Source organism: Acidimicrobiales bacterium (genome assembly GCA_036491125.1).
GTDB lineage: Bacteria > Actinomycetota > Acidimicrobiia > Acidimicrobiales > AC-9 > AC-9.
Genome location: DASXCO010000241.1, coordinates 1 through 18,186 on the forward strand (window position 1 = coordinate 1; position 18,186 = coordinate 18,186).

The window sequence follows — 18,186 nt, forward strand, 5'->3', positions numbered from 1 at the left end:
GTGACCCTCTTCTTCTTCATCCTCATCTGCAACTGGTTGGAGCTGGTCCCGACGGGAGGCGTCCACAACAACATCCCGGCCCCGACCGGCGACGTCAACCTCACCTACGCCATGGCGTTCTTCGTCATCGGGCTGGTCCACTTCTCCGGGATACGACAGCGGGGATTTCGGGGCTACGTCCGCAAGTTCTTTCAGCCCAGCTGGCTGCTGGCGCCCATCAACGCCATCGAGGAGATCGCCAAGCCCTTCACGCTGGCCCTCCGACTGTTCGGGAACATCTTCGCCGGCGGCCTGATGCTCATCCTGATCGCCAGCCTTTTCCCGCTGGCGCTCCTGTGGTTCCCCAACATCTTGTGGAAGCTCTTCGACGCGTTCATCGGCCTGATCCAGGCCTTCATCTTTGCGCTGCTGACGATCCTCTACTTCGAAGAGGCGCTGCGCCCGGAAGGGGAGGGAGCGCACTGAGAACCAACAGCAGGTGACGCGGGCGCCGGAGCCCGGAAGCGGTTTCGTCCGAACGGAGGAATTGGTAACAAATGGCAAGTGACAACCTTCCCGTAATTCTCGCCGCAAGCGCGCAAAAGGGCACACCGCAATACGCGACCCAGCTGGCCGGGGCGATCATCGGTGCGGGGCTGGCGATCGGCGGAGGGGCCATCGGCGCCGGCATCGGCGACGGCCTGGCCGGCAGCCAAACGATCGCCGGGGTCGCCAGGCAGCCAGAGACCCAGAGCCGGCTGTTCACGATCATGTTCCTGACCGTGGGCCTGGTGGAGGCCGCCTACTTCATCAACCTCGCCTTCGCCGCCCTGTTCATCTTCTCCCTGGCCAACCAGTAGGAGGCGAGGTGACCACATGTTGTTGGCAGCGTCATCCGGCGGCAGTAGCAACAACTTCCTGCTCCCGAACATGACCTTCTTCGTCGAGCTGCTCGCCTTCATCGTCATCCTTGGCCTGATCGCCAAGTACATCCTCCCGCCCATCCAGCGGGCGATGCAGCAGCGCCAGCAGGAGATCCAGGACGCGCTGGCGCAGGCCGAGGTGGCCAAGCGGGAGCGACTCGCCGCCGACGAGGAGTACCAGGCCAAGCTGGTAGAGGCTCGCCAGGAGGCTCGCACCGTGATCGAGCGGGCCAATCGGATGGCGGACCAGCTCCGCGAGGAGGCCCGCACCAAGGGCCAGGAGGAGTACGACCGGGTGGTCGCCCGGGCGGACGCCGACATCCAGCGGGCCACCGAACGAGCCCGGGAGGAGCTCCGGCTCCAGGTGGCCGACCTGGTGATCGCGGCAGCCCAGCGGGTCATCGGTGAGGAGCTGGACGCCGATCGGCACCGGGGCCTCATCGAGGAGGCCATCGCCGGTGTCGGGACAGGCACGTCCGCCGGCACCACAGCGTGAGGCACCACCGGTGAGGAACCTGGTCTGGGGGTACGGCAGCGCCGTGCTCGAGACGGCGCGCGACCGGGGTCTGCTGGAGCAGGTCGGCACCGAGCTGACCGGCTTCGCAGCTGCCCTGGAGCGGGCGCCCGACCTGCTCAGGGTCCTGACCGATCCGGGCGTGCCCGTGCATACCCGTCGGGCGGTGGTCGAGGATCTCCTGCTGCCGCGAGTCAGCGGGGAGACGGTGCGACTCGTCTCCTACGCCACCGCCGCCGAGCGGGCCACCGATCTGCCGTCGGTGGTCGACGAGCTGGCTCACCGGGTGGAGACGGAGACAGGCCAGGCCGAGGCGCCCACCGAGCCTGCCGCCGGCCGGTCGGCCATCAGGGAACGTCTCCACGGCTACGCCACCGCCGTCTTCGAGGAGGTCGAGGACGAAGGCGAGGCGCCTCTGGAGGAGTGCGAGGACGAGCTGTTCCGACTGGCCCGGGTCATCGAGGGCTCCGACGAGCTCGGCTCGGTCGTCACCGATCCCGAGGTGCCGGTGGCCACCCGCCTCGCCATCGTCGACGACCTGCTGGCCGGCCGGGTCCAGCCCCTGACCCAGCGGCTCGTCCGCTACGCGGTGCGTACGGGGCGGGGCCGGGATCTGGTCCCCACGCTGGACTGGCTGGTTGACCGGGCCGCGGCGGAGCGTAACCTCAAGGTGGCCGATGTGCGCGCCGCGGTCGACCTGGACGAGGACCAGAGGTCGCGACTGGCAGAGGCCCTCAGCCGGGTGGCCGGGCGTTCCGTCGAGGTTCGGGTAACGCCGGACCCGTCCCTGATCGCCGGCATGGTGGCGGTCGTGGGAGACCTGCTGGTTGACGGGAGCGTGAGCCACCGACTCGAGCAGCTGAAGATCGACCTATCGAAGCCGGACACGATGACTGGACACACAGGAGAGCGCCGCTGATGGCCGAGCTCGCGATCAATTCCGCCGACATCGCGGCGGTGCTGCGCCGCCACCTCGAGGACGAGACCCTCGGCGTCACCACCGAGCAGGTGGGCCGCATCAGCGAGGTGGGCGACGGCATCGCCCGGGTCACCGGTCTGCCGGGAGCGGAGGTCAACGAGCTGCTCGAGTTCGAGGGCGGCGTCCTGGGCCTGGCCCTCAACCTCGACGAGGAGTCGATCGGTGCTGTCGTCCTCGGCGAGGTCACCCACCTGGAGGAGGAGCAGCTTGTCCGCTCGACGGGCCGCATCCTGTCCGTGCCCGTCGGAGACGGGCTGCTGGGCCGGGTGGTCAACGCTCTGGGCGAGCCCATCGACGGTCGTGGCGCCGTCGCCAGCGACGAGTACCGCCGCCTGGAGATCCAGGCCCCGGGCATCGTCGCCCGCCGTCCTGTCAGCCAGCCCCTCCAGACAGGCATCAAGGCGATCGACTCGATGACCCCCATCGGTCGCGGGCAGCGCGAGCTCATCATCGGGGATCGCAAGACGGGCAAGACCTCGATCACCGTGGACACGATCATCAACCAGCGGGGCCAGGGTGTGAAGTGCATCTACGTGGCCGTCGGCCAGAAGGGCTCCACCGTGGCCCAGACGGTCGCCACGCTCGAGGAGCACGGCGCCATGGAGTACACGGTGGTGGTCAATGCGCCGGCGTCGGATCCGGCCCCGTTCAAGTACCTGGCCCCCTACGGCGGCTGCGCCATCGGTATGCACTGGATGGAACACGGCGACGACGCCCTCATCGTCTACGACGATCTCTCCAAGCAGGCCGAGGCCTACCGACAGATCTCACTCCTCCTGCGCCGGCCTCCCGGACGTGAGGCGTACCCGGGGGACGTCTTCTACCTCCACAGCCGGCTCCTCGAGCGGGCGGCCAAGCTGAACGACGAGCGCGGAGGGGGGTCGCTCACGGCGCTCCCCGTCATCGAGACCAAGGCCGGCGACATCTCGGCCTACATCCCCACCAACGTGATCTCGATCACCGACGGGCAGATCTTCCTCATCACGGACCTCTTCTACGCCGGGGTGCGGCCGGCCATCGACGTAGGCATCTCGGTCTCCCGGGTGGGAGGCCAGGCCCAGGTCAAGGCCATGAAGGCCGTGGCCGGGACCCTGCGCCTCGATCTGGCCCAGTTCCGGGAGCTGGAGTCGTTCGCCACCTTCGGCTCGGAGCTGGACAAGGTCTCCCAGGCCCAGCTCGACCGCGGCTACCGGCTCACCGAGATCCTCAAGCAGCCGCTCAACGCCCCGGTGCCCGTCGAGGAGCAGGTGGTCACCATCTATGCCGCCTCCAACGGCTTCGTCGACGACATCCCGGTGACCGCGGTACAGCGCTTCGAGCGGGAGCTCATCGCCTTCCTGCGCGGCGACCAGTCCGGCGTGCTCGAGCAGATCCGCGACAAGGGCGAGCTGCCCGACGAGGAGACCCTGAACAAGGCCATCTCCGACTTCAAGGCGGGCTTCGATCCCGGCGCGGGTGCGGACACGGCGTCGCCTGACGCCGGCTCCGAGCAGACGGCGGACCGCTAACAGCATGGCCGGCAGTCAGGAGCGCGTCCTCAGGCGACGGATCAGGAGCATCCAATCGACCCGGAAGACCACGCGCGCCATGGAGCTCATCGCCGCCTCCCGCATCGTGCGGGCCCAGCAGCGGATCGCGGGAGGGCGGCCCTACGTGGAGCGCATCGACTCGCTGGCTTCCGATCTGGTCGGCGCGCCGGGCACCGGCCACCACCGTCTCATCGAGCCCCCCGACCCGCTGCGGCGGGTGGCCCTGGTGGTGATCACCTCGGATCGCGGACTTTGCGGCGCATACAACATCCAGGTGCTGAGGATGCTGGAACGGGTGCTGGCCCAGCACCGATCGGAGGGTCACGAGCGCATGCTGGTGACGATCGGGCGAAGGGGCCAGAGCTACCTCCGCTTCCAGGGCTACGACGTCGAGCACGCCGTGCTGGGGATCACCGATCGGCCCACGTACCTGGATGCGCGCCGGGTCGCCGACATGGTCGTCGGGCCGTTCGTGGACGGCGAGGTCGACCAGATCGAGCTGATCTCGACCCGATTCGTCTCCGCCGGGACCCAGCGGGTAGAGCACCGTGTCGTCGTTCCTGTCCCCGGACACCTCGGCCCGGACCAGCAGGACGGTGAGGACGCCGAGGGCCGGGTCGACTACGACGCGGAGCCCTCCGAGGAAGAGATCCTCGACCGTCTGCTGCCGAGCCTGATCGAGGCCCAGTTGTTCCTCGCCCTGCTCGACGCGTCGGCATCCGAGCACGCATCACGCCAGCGGGCCATGAAGGCGGCCACCGACAACGCCGACGACCTGGTCACCACCTTGCGGCGGGTCATGAACCGCGCCCGCCAGGACACCATCACCACCGAGATCATGGACATCGTCGGAGGGGCCGAGGCCCTGCGCCAGGTAGGCAACGGCCACGAGACCGAACCGCGAGAACCCAGGAGCGCCAGCACATGACCACCGTCAGCAACGAGACCGACGTCAAGCGGGCGGACGGCCGCGTCGTCGCCATCGCCGGACCCGTCGTCGACGTGGAGTTCCCGCCCAACGAGCTCCCTGAGATCAACACCGCCGTCGACATGGACCTGGAGCTCGAGGGCGAGCGCATCACGGTCACCGCCGAGGTGGCCCAACAGATCGGCGGGGGCCGGGTCCGCTGCATCTGCTTCAAGCCGACCGACGGGCTGCCCCGGGGGGCGACCGTGCGCAACACGGGGCGCGGTGTCACCGTGCCCGTCGGGGACGCCGTACTGGGACACGTGTTCAACGTGGTGGGCGAGCCCCTCGACACCGATTCCATCGGCGAGGCCGAGGACCATTGGGACATCCATCGTGACCCTCCGGAGTTCGAGGACCTGGAGCCCAGCGTCCAGATGTTCGAGACCGGCATCAAGGTCATCGACCTGCTCGAGCCGTACGTCCAGGGCGGCAAGATCGGCCTGTTCGGCGGGGCCGGCGTCGGAAAGACCGTCCTGATCCAAGAGATGATCCACCGGGTGGCCCAACAGCACGGTGGGGTGTCGGTCTTCGCCGGCGTGGGCGAACGCACCCGGGAGGGGACCGACCTCTGGCTGGAGATGCAGGAGACGGGTGTCATCGAGAAGGCCGCCCTGGTCTACGGCCAGATGGACGAGCCCCCCGGAGTGCGCCTGCGGGTGGGTCTCTCGGCGCTGACCATGGCGGAGTACTTCCGCGACGTGAAGAACCAGGACGTGCTGCTGTTCGTGGACAACATCTTCCGTTTCGTGCAGGCGGGATCCGAGGTGTCCACCCTGCTCGGCCGGATGCCTTCGGCGGTCGGCTACCAGCCCACACTGGCCGACGAGATGGGCGAGCTCCAGGAGCGGATCACCTCGACCCGCGGCCACTCGATCACCTCGATGCAGGCCGTCTACGTGCCAGCCGACGACTACACCGATCCCGCCCCCTTCACCACCTTCACCCACCTCGACGCCACCACGGAGCTCTCCCGCCAGATCGTGTCGCTCGGCATCTACCCTGCCGTCGACCCGCTCTCCTCGACGAGCAACATCCTGGCGCCCGAGATCGTGGGCGACCGCCATTACACCGTCGCCCGCCGCGTGCAGGAGATCCTCCAGCGCTACCGCGACCTCCAGGACATCATCGCCATCCTCGGAATCGACGAGCTCTCGGAGGAGGACCGGGTGGCGGTGTCACGAGCCCGCAAGATCCAGCGCTTCCTGTCCCAGCCGTTCTTCGTGGCCCAGACCTTCACCGGCCTCGAGGGCGTCTACGTGCCGGTCAGCGAGACGGTGGAGTCGTTCGAGTCACTCGTCAACGGTGACCTCGACGACCTGCCCGAGCAGGCGTTCCTCAACGTCGGCGGGGTCGAGGGAGTGCACCAGAAGGCCAAGACCCTGCGAGAAGGCTGATGGCCACGTTTCCAGTCGCGCTGGTCACGCCCGAGCGCATCCTCTTCGACGGGGAGGCCGAGATGGTCACCATGCGCTCGGGCGGCGGCGACATCGCCTTCCTCGCCGGCCACGAGCCGTACGTCTCGACGGTCGAGATCGGCGTGGTGCGCATCGACGTGGGGGAGGGGCAGAGCGAGCGCTTCGCCGCCCACGGTGGCTTCGTCGAGGTCGGCCAGGGTTCGGTGACCGTGCTGTCTGGCGTCGCCGAGCGTCCGGACGAGATCGACGTGGCCCGAGCCCAGCGGGCCAAGGAGCAGGCGGAGCAGTCGGCAAGCGACAGCGACGACGCCGAGGCCGAGGCGGCGCTGCTGCGGGCGAACGCTCGCCTGGAGCTGGCCGGGGAGGGCTGAGCCCGCGCAGCCGCCGGCTATTCGCCGGGGCCGGGCGTCGGCGTGGCCGCACCGGCGGGATAGAACGCATTCGAGTTCGGCTGCGAGGGGTGGCCAGTCCCCGCGGGGCCCACGCCCGTGACGGCCAGCACGTTCTCGGTCACCCGCCGGGTCACGTCGGACGGGCAACCGGACGCTCCCAACGGGCAGGTGTCCCCGAGAGAGGCCACCCAGACGTTGGTACCCGTGGCGAAGACCCCGCCGCCGCTCGGCGCCGTGTAGTAGGTCACGTCGGAGTGGTCGCTCTGGCCGTGACAGGTGAGCGGCGAGTGGGCCAGGATCTGGATGTTGCGGGGGCCCGGCAGGCTGGGGTTGTAGCGGTCGTACTCGCTGCCGACCAGGCCCGACAGCGTGGCTCCGGGCTGCAGTCCGGTCCCGGCGAACACCCACGATGACGGGTCGACGATCACCATGTCGGCCTTGACCGGGTTACAGGTGTACATGTCCCCGATGATCGTGCTCTCGGGCCGGGGGATCGGTGGAGAGGGCCAGTCCGATGTGGCCTCGGCGGGGTCGACCGGGGTGATCGGATCTTCGCTCGCCGACTTGTAGTCGATCTCGTGCCGGTCGGGTCCGAGCGCTGAGGGCTCGAACCGGATGTGGCGGTAGATGGCGTTGGCCCCCAGGAACAACAGGTTGACCCCGTGGTCCCTCGCCGTCTCGACGCCCTGACGCATGACCGAGGACCAGTACTCGTCGTGGCCGAGGGAGATGAGGGCGCGGTGCTGCAGCAAGCGATCGGGCGCCTCGTGCAGGTCGACGTCGGTCGTGTAGGTGACGTCGAGCCCGAGCCGCTCCGCCATCATGACCATGGGCAGCTCGTTGCCGATGAAATCGGCCGCGCCTCCTCCGAAGCGGAAGTCGTACGGGCGGTCGAACGAGACCACCCGCGACCGGTCGGCGAACGCTTCGTCACCTTGGGGCGTCCGACCCTGGTAGAGGTCGTAGCCCCCCCAGAGGTTGTAAGCCTGCCACGTGGTCACGCTGTTCTTGATCACATAGGCAGCCGTGCTCGCGTCGTCCCGCACCGTGAGCGGCACACGGGACTGCTGGTTCCCGCTGCCCACCAGCTTGAACAGGTAGTCACCCGGCGGCCAGGCCGATGTCAGGGTGACCGTCAGCGAGGGCGTCCAGTGCGCCTCGATCATGTTGATGCCGGGGGTGAGCGTGGGCGCGGCCTGCTTCGTCCCGGGCAGCTCGGGCGAGCGCCAGATCAGGCGACCCCCGTCGCCGCCGTACCATCCCATCCGGTACGCCTCGACGTGGAAGTTGGGGGCCACGGTGGAGACGAACAGCTTCACGGTGTCACCACCCGCGGCGCTCACGCGATCCGCGTAGCCCTCGATGGCGCCCGGAGCCTGGTTCGACGTGTTCGCCAGGTTCCAGCCGCGGTCGCCGGGCTTGGCGTTCTCGGCCTTCACCCATCCCGCCGTGACCCCGTCAGGGGTGACCCGGTGGTCGTTGACCAGCAGACCGGACTTCGGCTGGGCCTGATGCTGGGCCCGACCACCTGTCGCCAGATGAATGGACCCCAACACGACCCCGGCCACGACCACTACGGCCACCAGAGCCACTGCCGCTCCACCACGAGATCGCAGAGGGGGCAGGCGCACGGACCGCAGGACATCTGCCGCCCTCCCCCTGAAGCTCACCACGGCGATGCTAACGAGTCATATGTCGACGTCGGGCGCGGGGCCGCGACGAGGGCGTCAACCTCGGCGCCGCCTGGGGTCGGCGGCGGGCCGGGCGGCACGCTGGCGGTCGCCGTCATCGATGGAGATGACCTCCGCCAGTCCGGCGGCCTCGTCGCCGTCGCGTGCCACCACGGGGCGGGCCCCCCGGTGAGTGATCTCGGTGTCCGGAGGCGGCTCGTCCCCCGTGCCGTCACCGTCGGCGAGGTTCCCCTGCCGGCGCAACCCGGGATGGAACAGGGTGTAGAGGGCCACACCCAGCCCCGCGGCGGCGAACGGGATGACCGCGTTGCCATGCCGGGTGAACAAGGGATAGAGCACGAACCCGGAGAGGATGGCCGTCCATGCCCACAGGATGAGAACCGATCTGCGGTGCCCGTGGCCCAGGCGGATCAGCCGGTGATGGAGATGGTCCTTGTCCGGCGTCGAGACGCCCGAACCGCGGGCCATGCGCCGCACGATGGCGAAGGCGGTGTCGAGGATCGGCACGCCGAGGATGAAGAACGGGATGAACAGGGGGGCAAAGAAGAAGTAGGTCTCGCCACTGACGTCGGGGGTGCGACCTCCGACGACCATGGTCGACGCGGCCATGAGCAGACCGAGGAACATGGCCCCGGCGTCTCCCATGAACACCTTGGCCCGGTGGAAGTTGTGGGGCAGGAAGCCCACGCACACCCCGGCGGCGAGGATGGCGATCAGAGGGCCGATGTTGCTGGTCGACAGCACGCCCAGATCGACCAGGCGCTCGCCGTAGACGAAGAAGGCGCCGGCGGCGATGGCGATGATGCCCGCGGCCAGGCCGTCGAGCCCGTCGATCAGGTTGACGGCATTGGCGATCCCGACGACCCATAACACCGTCAGCAGCGGGGTGAGATCGGGCGACAGCACGATGAAGCCGGCGAAAGGAACCTTGAAGTTGAACATGGTGACGCCCAGGAAGTACAAGACGCTGGCGGCCAGCACCTGACCGGCGACCTTGGCCGGCGCCGACACATTGCGGAGGTCGTCGATCAGGCCCACCATGAAGATGATCGACGCCCCGAGGACGACGCCGAGCGGCTCGGAAGAGCTCTGGAAGATCGGCTTGAACTGAGGCAGCTGCGAGGCCACCCCCATGGCGATCAGAAAGGCCAGGAACATGGCCGCGCCGCCGACCGTCGGCGTCGGGCGATCGTGTACCCGGCGGGCATCGGGCTGCGCCACGGCGCCCACCCGCAGCGCCAGCCGACGCACGACGAACGTCAGGCCGTACGTCCCGAGGGCCGCCACGGCCAGGACGGCGACGTAGTCGAGCACCTCTGATCCTCTAGGGCGCCAAGTGGGGGTAGGGCCGGAACTTGGCACACAGCACCCTCACCTCGTCGGCCACCGCCGCCAGGGCCGACTCGTCTCCCCGAGCCCGCAGCGCCCGGCCCACCAGGCCAGCCACCTCACCCATCTCCGGCTCAGTCATGCCGGCCGTGGTCATCGCCGGGGTGCCCAGGCGCAGCCCGCTGGTGACGAAGGGCGAGCGGGGGTCCCCGGGGATCTGGTTGCGGTTGCAGGTGATCCCGGCGCCGTCCAGGACCTCCTGGGCGAGCTTGCCGGTCAGCTCGGGATCGAAGCTACGGAGGTCCACCAGCACGAGGTGGTTGTCCGTACCCCCGGACACCAACCTGAACCCTTCGCTCTCCAGGGCCAGGGCCAGGGCGCGGGAGTTGGCGACGATCTGGGTGGCGTAGGCGCGGAACGAGGGCTGGGCGGCCTCGTTGAAGGCGACCGCCTTGGCCGCGATGACGTGCTCGAGGGGCCCGCCCTGCAGCCCCGGGAAGACGGCCCGGTCGATGTCCGCCGCCAGCTCGGCCCGGCACAGGATGGCCCCACCCCGGGGACCCCGCAGGGTCTTGTGGGTGGTGAAGGTGACGACGTCGGCGAACGGTGTCGGGTTCGGGTGCACACCAGCAGCGATGAGCCCGGCGGGATGGGCGGCGTCACAGAGGAACCGGGCGCCGACCTCGTCGGCGATGGCGCGGAAGGGCTCCGGATCGATGGTTCGTGGGTAGGCGGTGGCCCCGGCCACGATGAGCTTCGGCCGCTCGGCCCGCGCCAGCTCGGCTACCTGGTCGATATCGATGCGCTCTCCCGACCCGTCCGGCCGAGCGGGCGTCACGCCGTAGGCGACGAAGCGGTAGCGCTGACCGCTGAAGTTGACCGGCGACCCGTGGGTGAGGTGGCCACCCTGGTCGAGCCGCATGGCTAGCACGGTGTCGCCCGGCTCCAGCAGGGCCATGTAGGCGGCGTCGTTGGCGCTGGCACCCGAATGGGGCTGGACGTTGGCGTGGTCGGCGGCGAACACACGCTTCACCCGCTCGCGGGCGAGGTCCTCGACGTCGTCGACGACACGATTTCCTCCGTAGTACCGCTTGTGCGGGTACCCCTCGGAGTACTTGTTGGTGAGGACCGAACCGGTCGCCGCCATCACCGCCCGGGACGCGAAGTTCTCCGACGCGATGAGCTGGAGCGTCGTCTGCTGTCGGTCGAGCTCGCGCTCGAGCAGCTGCTCGAGCTCGTGGTCCTCGACCGCGCCGCGCCTCTCTCGATCTTCTCTCATCAGGCTCCCATTCTCACCAGAGCGACCAGTGCCGACACCAGCTCGGAGAGCTCCGCCGCCGTCGCCTCGTACCCAGACCGTGGGCCGCCGATCGGGTCGGCGACATCATCAGCGCGGGACGCACCCAGCAACTCCGAGTGGGTGCGATCGGCGGCCACCTTCGCCAGCCATTCGTCCAGCGACTGGCCCCTCGCCCACGGACCTGCCGGCTCCGCGCGGCGAACGAGCTCCTTGAGGGTGAAGGAGTTGGGCCAGGCGGCGGGGTCGATCAGGGCGACCTCCCGGACGTGCTGTCGAGCCATGCCGAGGACAAGATCAGCGCCTGCCACGAGGGGATCCGACAGTCGCCGGCTGCGATGGTGCGAGATGTCGATGCCGCGCGCCGCCATCGCGGCCACCGCCTCGGGGGCGGCGGGAGACCCGGCGTCCAGCACACCTGCCGACCGAATGCCCGCCTCGATGCCGAGGCCCTCCAGCCGGTGGCGGAGCAGGCCTTCGGCCATGGGAGATCGACAGATGTTCGCCGTGCAGACCAGGAGGACGTCGATCCTGGCAGTGTACCGGCGCCCCTGCGACGGCTACGGTTGCCCGGCGGCCCCAGCGCTGCGTCACCAGGAGGTCCGCTCCCCCGTGAATCCAGACCCTCGCGCCCCCGTCATCGTCGGGGTGGGTCAGAGCCTGCGCCGGCCCGACGCCTCCTCGGATCTGACCGTCCTGCCCGATCCGGCCACCATGATGGCCGACGCCCTGCGCGCCGCCGGCGAGGACAGCGGCACCGGGGACCGCCTGCTGCGGGCCGCCGACAGCGTTCGGGTGGTCGACACCCTCTCCTGGCACTACCCGAACCCGGCGGCGTTGATCGCCTCCGCCCTCGGCGCCGATCCCGGTGAGACCATGCGCTCGGTCCCTGGCGGCAACGGGCCGCAGCTGCTGGTGAACGACGCCGCCGAGGCCATCGCCGCCGGCCGCGCGGACGTCGCCCTGGTAGCCGGGGCCGAGGCCATTCAAACTCGGCTCCGGGCTCGGCAGGGTGGACCCGAGGGCTCCCGGCTGCGGTTGTCCTGGGCCCAGCAGCCCCCCGAGACCCCCGGGCCCCGCCTGCTCGGCCACGATCGGCCGGGCGTCAGCGACGCCGAGGCGGCCCGTTCCCTCGCCCTGCCCGTCCAGGTCTACCCCGTGTTCGAGAATGCCCTCCGGGCGGCAGCGGGCGAAGGGATCGAGGAGCACCAGGCCCGGGTGTCGCGGCTGTGGGCCCGGTTCTCGGCCGTCGCCGCCCGCAACCCCTATGCCTGGTCCCCGGCCGAGCGCAGCGCCGAGGAGATCCGTACGCCGTCGGCCCACAACCGCCTGATCGGCTTTCCCTACCCGAAGCTCATGAACGCCAACATCCAGACCGACCAGGCCGCCGCCCTCGTGCTCTGCTCCGTCGAGGCGGCCCGCGCCGCCGGCGTGTCGCCGGATCGCTGGGTGTTCGTGTGGAGCGGGTCCGAGGCCGAGGACCACTGGTTCATCTCGGAGCGGGCCGACCTCCACTCCTCCCCCGCCATTCGACTGGCCGGCCGGACCGCACTGGATCTCGGCGGGATCGGGATCGACGACGTCGCCCACGTGGATCTGTACTCCTGCTTCCCGTCGGCGGTGCAGATCGCCGCGGCCGAGCTGGGACTCGGTCTGGACGAACCCGATCGTCCCCTGACCGTCACCGGCGGGCTCACGTTCGCCGGCGGGCCCGGCAACAACTACGCCACGCACGCCATCGCCACCATGGTGGAGCGACTGCGGGCCGCCCCTGCTTCCCTCGGCCTGGTCACGGCCCTGGGCTGGTTCGCCACCAAGCACGCCATCGGCGTGTACTCGACTGAGCCGCCGGCGGCGGGATACCGCCGACGCTCACCCCAGGCCGAGGTGGACGCCCTGCCGGGCAGGTCGCCGGTGGCCGACCACGAGGGACCGGTGACCGTGGAGTCCTACACGGTGATGCACGAGCGGGACGGCTCGCCCAGCCTCGGGATCGTGGCCTGCCTGCTGCCCGACGGCCGCCGGGCCTGGGGCAACGTGACCGATCCGGTCCTGCTCAAGGACATGACGCTCGACGAGCAGTGCGGACGCCCGGCGGTGCTGCGCTCGGGGGGCGTGCTCGAGCTCTCTTGAGCAACCGGGGCCACGGGTCCTCCGGCTCACGCCAACGTGGCCTCGATCTCGGCCCAGGGGATGCGCCCCCGACGTAGGCATTTCGGTTCCTCACCGGTGCAGTCGGCGACGGTGGAGGGCAGTCCCGTGCACGGTCCACCGTCGAGCACCACCTCGACCGAGTCACCGAACGCCCCTCCCACCTCGGCGGCCGTGGCCATGGTGGGCTCACCGTGGAGGTTGGCGCTGGTGGTCGCCAGAGGGCCGTGCCGGCGGCACAGCGCCAGCGGCACGGGATGGTCGGGGCAGCGCACGCCGACCGTGGCCTCGTCGTCACCGAGGTCGGCTTCCAGGTCGGGCCGGCGCGGCAGCACGAGCGTGAGCGGCCCTGGCCAGAAGCGGGCCATGAGCACCTCGCCCACCGGGGGCACCGCGGTCGCCACGGTCAGCACCTGATCGGCGCTGGTCACCAGGAGCGGAAGGTCGACGGTGCGAGGCCGTTGCTTGAGGGCGAAGAGCCGATCGGCGGCGCCAGGACGGTACGGGTCGACGGCCAACCCGTAGACCGTGTCGGTCGGCACGGCCACGACCCGGCCCTCGTCCAGGGCGTGGAGCGCGGCGTTCACCGACGCCTCGGGCGGAGGTGAACCCAGGGCGGCCAGGAGAGGCACTAGCCGAGCCTAAGCGCGGAAGCGCCTGCGGCCATGTCCTAAGACCGGCCTCCCGGGCCGGTCCTACCGACCACCGCCCGCGGCCGGCCCGACAGATCAGGGTGGACGTGCACCTCGGCGAAGCCCGCGTCCCGAGCCAGTGACGCCGCCGCCGCTTCGTGGTGCGGGGCGATCTCGACCACCGCCGCGCCCCCGGCCTCCAGCCATTCGGGCGCCCCGGCGAGCACCTCGCCCACCGCTTCCAGCCCGGAAGGCCCCGCCACGAGGGCCTCACGGGGCTCCCAGCCCGCCACCTCGGTGGGGAGCTCGGCGACCTCGGCTTCGGCCACGTAGGGCGGGTTCGACACCACCACCGACAGCCGCCCGCGCAGCGCGGCGGGCAGGGCCGAGAACCACGAGCCGCGAGCCAGCCTGACGCGGGTGGCCGCCATGCCGCCCAGCCCGGCGAGGTTGGCCCTGGCCACCGCCAGCGCCGCCTCGGAGCTGTCCGTCGCCCACACCTGCACCCCTGGCACCTCGGCCGCCAGGGCGAGGGCGATGGCGCCCGAGCCGGTGCCGAGGTCGGCGACCACAGGCTCTGTCGCTGGCCTCTGGGGCCGGCCGGGCCCGGTCGCTGGCCTCTGGGGCCGGGCGGGCCCGGTCGCTGGACCGGGCGCTGGCCCGCGGGCCCGGACCACCTCGGCCAGAGCCAGCTCGACGACCTGCTCGGTCTCTGGCCGGGGGATGAGCACGCGGGCGTCGACCATCAGGTCGAGCGACCGAAACGCCCATCGCCCCAGGACATACTGCAACGGCTCACCTGATTGTCGCCGAATCACCATGGCCTCGAAGTTCGCGGCCGCCCGCGGGGGCGCGGGATGGTCGAGGGCGAGAGTCCATTCCGCCCCCTCGAGACCGGAGGCCTCCTCGAGGATCCGGCGGGCGTCGATGTCGGAATCGAGGCGGCGGCGGGCCCGCTCCAGCAGGTCGCGCCAGGTGTCGGCGCTGCTCAGGCGTCGCCTCGCAGCTGCCGGGCCCGCTCGTCGGCCAGCAGCGCGTCGGTGATCTCCTCGAGCTCGCCCATCAGGATCCGGTCGAGCTTGTGGAGGGTCAGGTTGACGCGATGGTCGGTGACCCGGTTCTCCCGGAAGTTGTAGGTGCGGACCTTCTCGGAGCGGCCCCCGCCGCCCACCTGGCTCCGCCGTTGCTCGGAGAGCTCCGCGGCCTGGCGGTCCTGCTCGGCCTTGAGCAAGCGGGCCCGCAGCACCCGCATGGCCTTGGCCCGATTCTGGATCTGGCTCTTCTCGTCCTGCATCGACACCACGATGCCGGTTGGCAGGTGGGTCACCCGCACGGCCGAGTCGGTGGTGTTCACCGACTGCCCACCCGGCCCGGTCGAGCGGTACACGTCCACCTTGAGCTCGTTGGGGTCGACGTTGATGTCGACCTCCTCGGCTTCGGGCAGCACGGTCACGGTGGCCGAGGAGGTGTGGATGCGACCCTGTGACTCGGTCACCGGAACCCGCTGGACCCGGTGGGGCCCTCCCTCGTGCTTGAGCTGGCGCCAGGCGTCGTCGCCCTTGACCTGGAAGGTGATCTCGTTGTAGCCGCCGCGCTCGGAGGGATCCGACCCCAGCACCTCGACCTGCCAGCCCATGCGCTCGGCATAGCGGGCATACATGTCGGCCAGATCCTTGGCGAAGAGGTTGGCCTCTTCGCCGCCTTCGGCTCCTCGGATCTCGACGATGACGTCCTTGCCGTCGAAGGGATCACTCGGCAGCAACAGGAGCCGCAGCTCCTCCTCGATCCTCGCCACCTTGGCCTCGGCCTCGTCCACCTCGGCCCTGGCGTCCTCCCGCTCCTCGCCCCCCGCCTCGGTGAGCATGTCCCTGGCCGCCTCGAGGTCCCCAGTGGCGCCCTGGAGGTCGCGGTATGCGCCGACGACCCCTTCCAGCTCCTTGTGCCGGCGGGCGGTGTCCTTCAGCGCGTGTTGGTCGGACACCACGCTGGGATCAGCCAAGCGGGACAACAGCTCCTCGTACTCCGCCTCGAGCTCAGCCAGGCGTTCCAGCACGGAGTCAGGTTACGGTCTGGCGGGCCGCCGGCGGCGGCGCGTCAGGACCGGGCCTTCCCTTGACCCTGCTTTGCGCCCGGACGGCGGCCGTAGCGCCGCTCGAAGCGCTCCACGCGGCCGCCGGTGTCCACCAGCTTCTGCCGGCCGGTGTAGAAGGGATGACAGACGTTGCACAGCTCGACGTGGAGATCGGGCTTCGTCGAGCGGGTGGTGAACGTGTTCCCGCACGAACACCGCACCGTCGCATCGACGTACTCGGGATGGATCTCGGTCTTCATACTTGCTCCAGTGTAAGGGTCCGTACAGTTGAACACGGCTGGTGCCACGAACGTTCCCCGGCGGTCAGCCCGGCGGATTGGGCCCCTTGGCGATGTCCGCCAGGAACTCCTCGTTGCTCCTCGTGCTCTTGATCTTGTCCATCAGCAGCTCGAGCCCGGCGGCGGCGCTGCCCTCGTTGCCGAGCGCGTTGAGGACTCGGCGCAGCTTCCACACCTGCTGGAGCTGCGAACGATCGAACAGCAGCTCCTCGTGTCTCGTGGAGCTGGCGTTGACGTCGATGGCGGGATAGATCCGGCGCTCCGCCAGCTTGCGGTCGAGGCGGAGCTCCATGTTGCCCGTGCCCTTGAACTCCTCGAAGATGACCTCGTCCATACGCGACCCGGTCTCGACGAGGGCGGTGGCGAGAATGGTGAGCGATCCACCCTCCTCGATGTTGCGGGCCGAGCCGAAGAACTTCTTCGGCGGGTACAGGGCCCCGGAGTCGACGCCACCCGACATGATGCGCCCCGTGGCCGGCTGGGCCAGGTTGTAGGCCCGAGCCATGCGGGTGATGCCATCGAGGATGATCACGACGTCGGTGCCCTGCTCGACGAGGCGTTTGGCCCGCTCGATGGCGAGCTCCGAGACGAGGGTGTGCTCGTCCGACGGACGGTCGAAGGTAGAGGCGACAACCTCGCCCTTCACGGACCGCTTCATGTCGGTGACCTCCTCGGGCCGCTCGTCCACCAGCAGCACCATCAGGTGCACCTCGGGGTGGTTGGCCTCGACGGAGTGGGCGATCTGCTTGAGCACCGTCGTCTTGCCCGCCTTCGGCGGCGACACGATGAGGCCCCGCTGGCCCTTGCCCACCGGTGAGAGGAGATCCACGATGCGAGCCGTCATGTTGGCCGTGTCGCCGGGCACCTCGAGGTTGAACCGGGAATCGGGGAAGAGCGGCGTGAGGTCCTCGAAGCGCGGGCGTTGACGAGCGTCGTCCGGGCTCATGTTGCTCACCGAGTCGATCCGCAGCAGGGCGGGGTACTTCTCACTGCTGGCCGCAGGCCGACTGGTCCCCTCGACGAAGTCGCCCTTGCGCAACGCGAAACGGCGCACCTGGCTGATCGAGACGTAGACGTCCTTCGAGCTGGGCAGGAACCCGTTGGTACGGAGGAACCCGAAGCCCTCGTCCCGCAGATCGAGCAGGCCCTTCACGGGCACCGGCTCACCCTGGAACTGACCCTCCTGGGCTCCCTGCTGTCCCTGGAGGTCCCGATCACCGCGGTCCCGATCACCGCGGTCCCGGTCACCGCGGTCCCGGTCCCGATCGCGGCCCCGGCGGCGGCGGGTCCGACGGTTGCCGGGCTCGCCCGTCGCGTCGTGCCCCGGGGAGTTGGCGGTCTGCCCACCCCGGCCGTTGACGCTACCGCCCTGCCGCTGGTTCCGCGGCGGTCCGCCCGCCGCGCCCCGCTGGCCCCTGGCGTCACCGTCTCCGGCGGCGGGCTCGGCGCCCGTCTCACCCGGGCGACCCGCTTCCTGCACCGGGTCGCCCCCACTGCCGGGTTCGAGGGGTGTGGCGGCATCTCCCGAGCCCGAGCCTCTGGTCATCTCGTCTTCGTTGTCCGCCCTCTCCTTCCCCTTGCTCCCGCCGGGCCCGGCGGCCACGGCCGGCACTCCTGGCTGGGTCGAGCCGTCCTCGCCGTGGCTGCCGTCCGGACCGGCCCCATCGGCGTTCGGCCCGTCCGCAGCGGCCGTCTCCAGGGCGGCCACGTCGGCGCTGGCCTCCGCCGGGTCGCCGGCCGTGTCGCCCGAGCGGCCGTTGGCGCCGTCACCTCGAGACTTCGTCGACCTGGCCTTCGGTCCGTCGCCAGCAGCGCCGTCACCACTCGATGCCACCTCGACACCGGTGGCCCGCAGGATCTGATCGATGATGTCAGCCTTCTTGGCCCGGGAGCCGGGCTTCAACGACATCGCCTCGGCTATCGCGTGGAGCTCGTCTCGTTCTTTGCGCTCCAGGACCGAGCGCTCGAGCTGTTGCTCTCCACTCATCGAGCACCTCTTTTGTGTTTGTGCAGTG

General features: G+C 70.0%; 18 protein-coding genes. 9 read left to right on the forward strand and 9 right to left on the reverse strand.

Translation table 11 applies throughout. The features are described from left to right. The 8 genes from atpB to atpC form a co-directional block, all read left to right on the forward strand. Positions 1-465: F0F1 ATP synthase subunit A (gene atpB / locus VGF64_18480; protein ID HEY1636747.1), on the forward strand; the 465-nt coding region annotated here is incomplete at its 5' end. Between the two features lie 143 nt (positions 466-608). After that, complete coding sequence (gene atpE, locus VGF64_18485) at positions 609-839, forward strand: ATP synthase F0 subunit C (protein HEY1636748.1); 231 nt, start codon at positions 609-611, stop codon at positions 837-839. 16 nt (positions 840-855) lie between these two features. Then, a complete protein-coding gene (gene atpF, locus VGF64_18490) occupies positions 856-1,398 on the forward strand; it encodes a F0F1 ATP synthase subunit B (GenBank protein ID HEY1636749.1) in 543 nt (180 codons plus the stop codon). 10 nt (positions 1,399-1,408) lie between these two features. Further along, complete coding sequence (atpH, locus tag VGF64_18495; protein ID HEY1636750.1) at positions 1,409-2,335, forward strand: ATP synthase F1 subunit delta; 927 nt, start codon at positions 1,409-1,411, stop codon at positions 2,333-2,335. Then, complete coding sequence (gene atpA / locus VGF64_18500) at positions 2,335-3,903, forward strand: F0F1 ATP synthase subunit alpha (protein HEY1636751.1); 1,569 nt, start codon at positions 2,335-2,337, stop codon at positions 3,901-3,903. The genes atpH and atpA overlap by 1 nt, the downstream gene beginning before the upstream one ends. A gap of 4 nt (positions 3,904-3,907) precedes the next feature. Further along, positions 3,908-4,852, forward strand: coding sequence for an ATP synthase F1 subunit gamma (gene atpG / locus VGF64_18505; protein HEY1636752.1), 945 nt, complete (start codon positions 3,908-3,910; stop codon positions 4,850-4,852). Further along, the gene (gene atpD, locus VGF64_18510; protein HEY1636753.1) at positions 4,849-6,288 is read left to right on the forward strand and encodes a F0F1 ATP synthase subunit beta; all 1,440 of its coding nucleotides are present in this window, start codon (positions 4,849-4,851) and stop codon (positions 6,286-6,288) included. Before atpG ends, atpD begins: the two co-directional genes overlap by 4 nt. Then, positions 6,288-6,680: an ATP synthase F1 subunit epsilon gene (gene atpC / locus VGF64_18515; protein HEY1636754.1), complete on the forward strand. Its 393-nt coding sequence runs from the start codon at positions 6,288-6,290 to the stop codon at positions 6,678-6,680. Before atpD ends, atpC begins: the two co-directional genes overlap by 1 nt. 17 nt (positions 6,681-6,697) lie before the next feature. Here the strand turns inward: atpC and VGF64_18520 are convergent, their stop codons facing one another. The 4 genes from VGF64_18520 to VGF64_18535 are packed head-to-tail and all read right to left on the reverse strand — an operon-like array spanning position 6,698 to position 11,548. Beyond that, positions 6,698-8,371 carry a N,N-dimethylformamidase beta subunit family domain-containing protein gene (locus VGF64_18520; protein ID HEY1636755.1) on the reverse strand — a complete coding sequence of 558 codons (1,674 nt, stop codon included), beginning with the start codon at positions 8,369-8,371 and terminating at the stop codon, positions 6,698-6,700. Between the two features lie 57 nt (positions 8,372-8,428). Next, a complete protein-coding gene (locus VGF64_18525; GenBank protein ID HEY1636756.1) occupies positions 8,429-9,706 on the reverse strand; it encodes an MraY family glycosyltransferase in 1,278 nt (425 codons plus the stop codon). 10 nt (positions 9,707-9,716) lie between these two features. Further along, complete coding sequence (gene glyA / locus VGF64_18530; protein ID HEY1636757.1) at positions 9,717-11,000, reverse strand: serine hydroxymethyltransferase; 1,284 nt, start codon at positions 10,998-11,000, stop codon at positions 9,717-9,719. Then, positions 11,000-11,548 carry a hypothetical protein gene (locus tag VGF64_18535; GenBank protein ID HEY1636758.1) on the reverse strand — a complete coding sequence of 183 codons (549 nt, stop codon included), beginning with the start codon at positions 11,546-11,548 and terminating at the stop codon, positions 11,000-11,002. Before VGF64_18535 ends, glyA begins: the two co-directional genes overlap by 1 nt. 82 nt (positions 11,549-11,630) lie before the next feature. Between VGF64_18535 and VGF64_18540 the strand changes: the two genes are divergently transcribed. Next, entirely contained in the window at positions 11,631-13,151 is a 1,521-nt protein-coding gene (locus VGF64_18540) for an acetyl-CoA acetyltransferase (GenBank protein HEY1636759.1), read from the forward strand. A 26-nt stretch (positions 13,152-13,177) separates the two neighbouring features. On the opposite strand, the gene VGF64_18545 is transcribed toward VGF64_18540, so the two are convergent. From VGF64_18545 to rho, 5 genes are all read right to left on the reverse strand, one after another. Then, positions 13,178-13,801 carry an L-threonylcarbamoyladenylate synthase gene (locus VGF64_18545; GenBank protein ID HEY1636760.1) on the reverse strand — a complete coding sequence of 208 codons (624 nt, stop codon included), beginning with the start codon at positions 13,799-13,801 and terminating at the stop codon, positions 13,178-13,180. 38 nt (positions 13,802-13,839) lie between these two features. Continuing rightward, a complete protein-coding gene (gene prmC / locus VGF64_18550) occupies positions 13,840-14,793 on the reverse strand; it encodes a peptide chain release factor N(5)-glutamine methyltransferase (GenBank protein ID HEY1636761.1) in 954 nt (317 codons plus the stop codon). Continuing rightward, entirely contained in the window at positions 14,790-15,854 is a 1,065-nt protein-coding gene (gene prfA / locus VGF64_18555; GenBank protein HEY1636762.1) for a peptide chain release factor 1, read from the reverse strand. The genes prmC and prfA overlap by 4 nt, the downstream gene beginning before the upstream one ends. Before the next feature lie 41 nt (positions 15,855-15,895). Then, positions 15,896-16,132 carry a 50S ribosomal protein L31 gene (rpmE, locus tag VGF64_18560; protein HEY1636763.1) on the reverse strand — a complete coding sequence of 79 codons (237 nt, stop codon included), beginning with the start codon at positions 16,130-16,132 and terminating at the stop codon, positions 15,896-15,898. A gap of 64 nt (positions 16,133-16,196) precedes the next feature. Continuing rightward, a partial coding sequence (gene rho / locus VGF64_18565; protein ID HEY1636764.1) for a transcription termination factor Rho occupies positions 16,197-18,186 on the reverse strand: 1,990 nt, incomplete at its 5' end.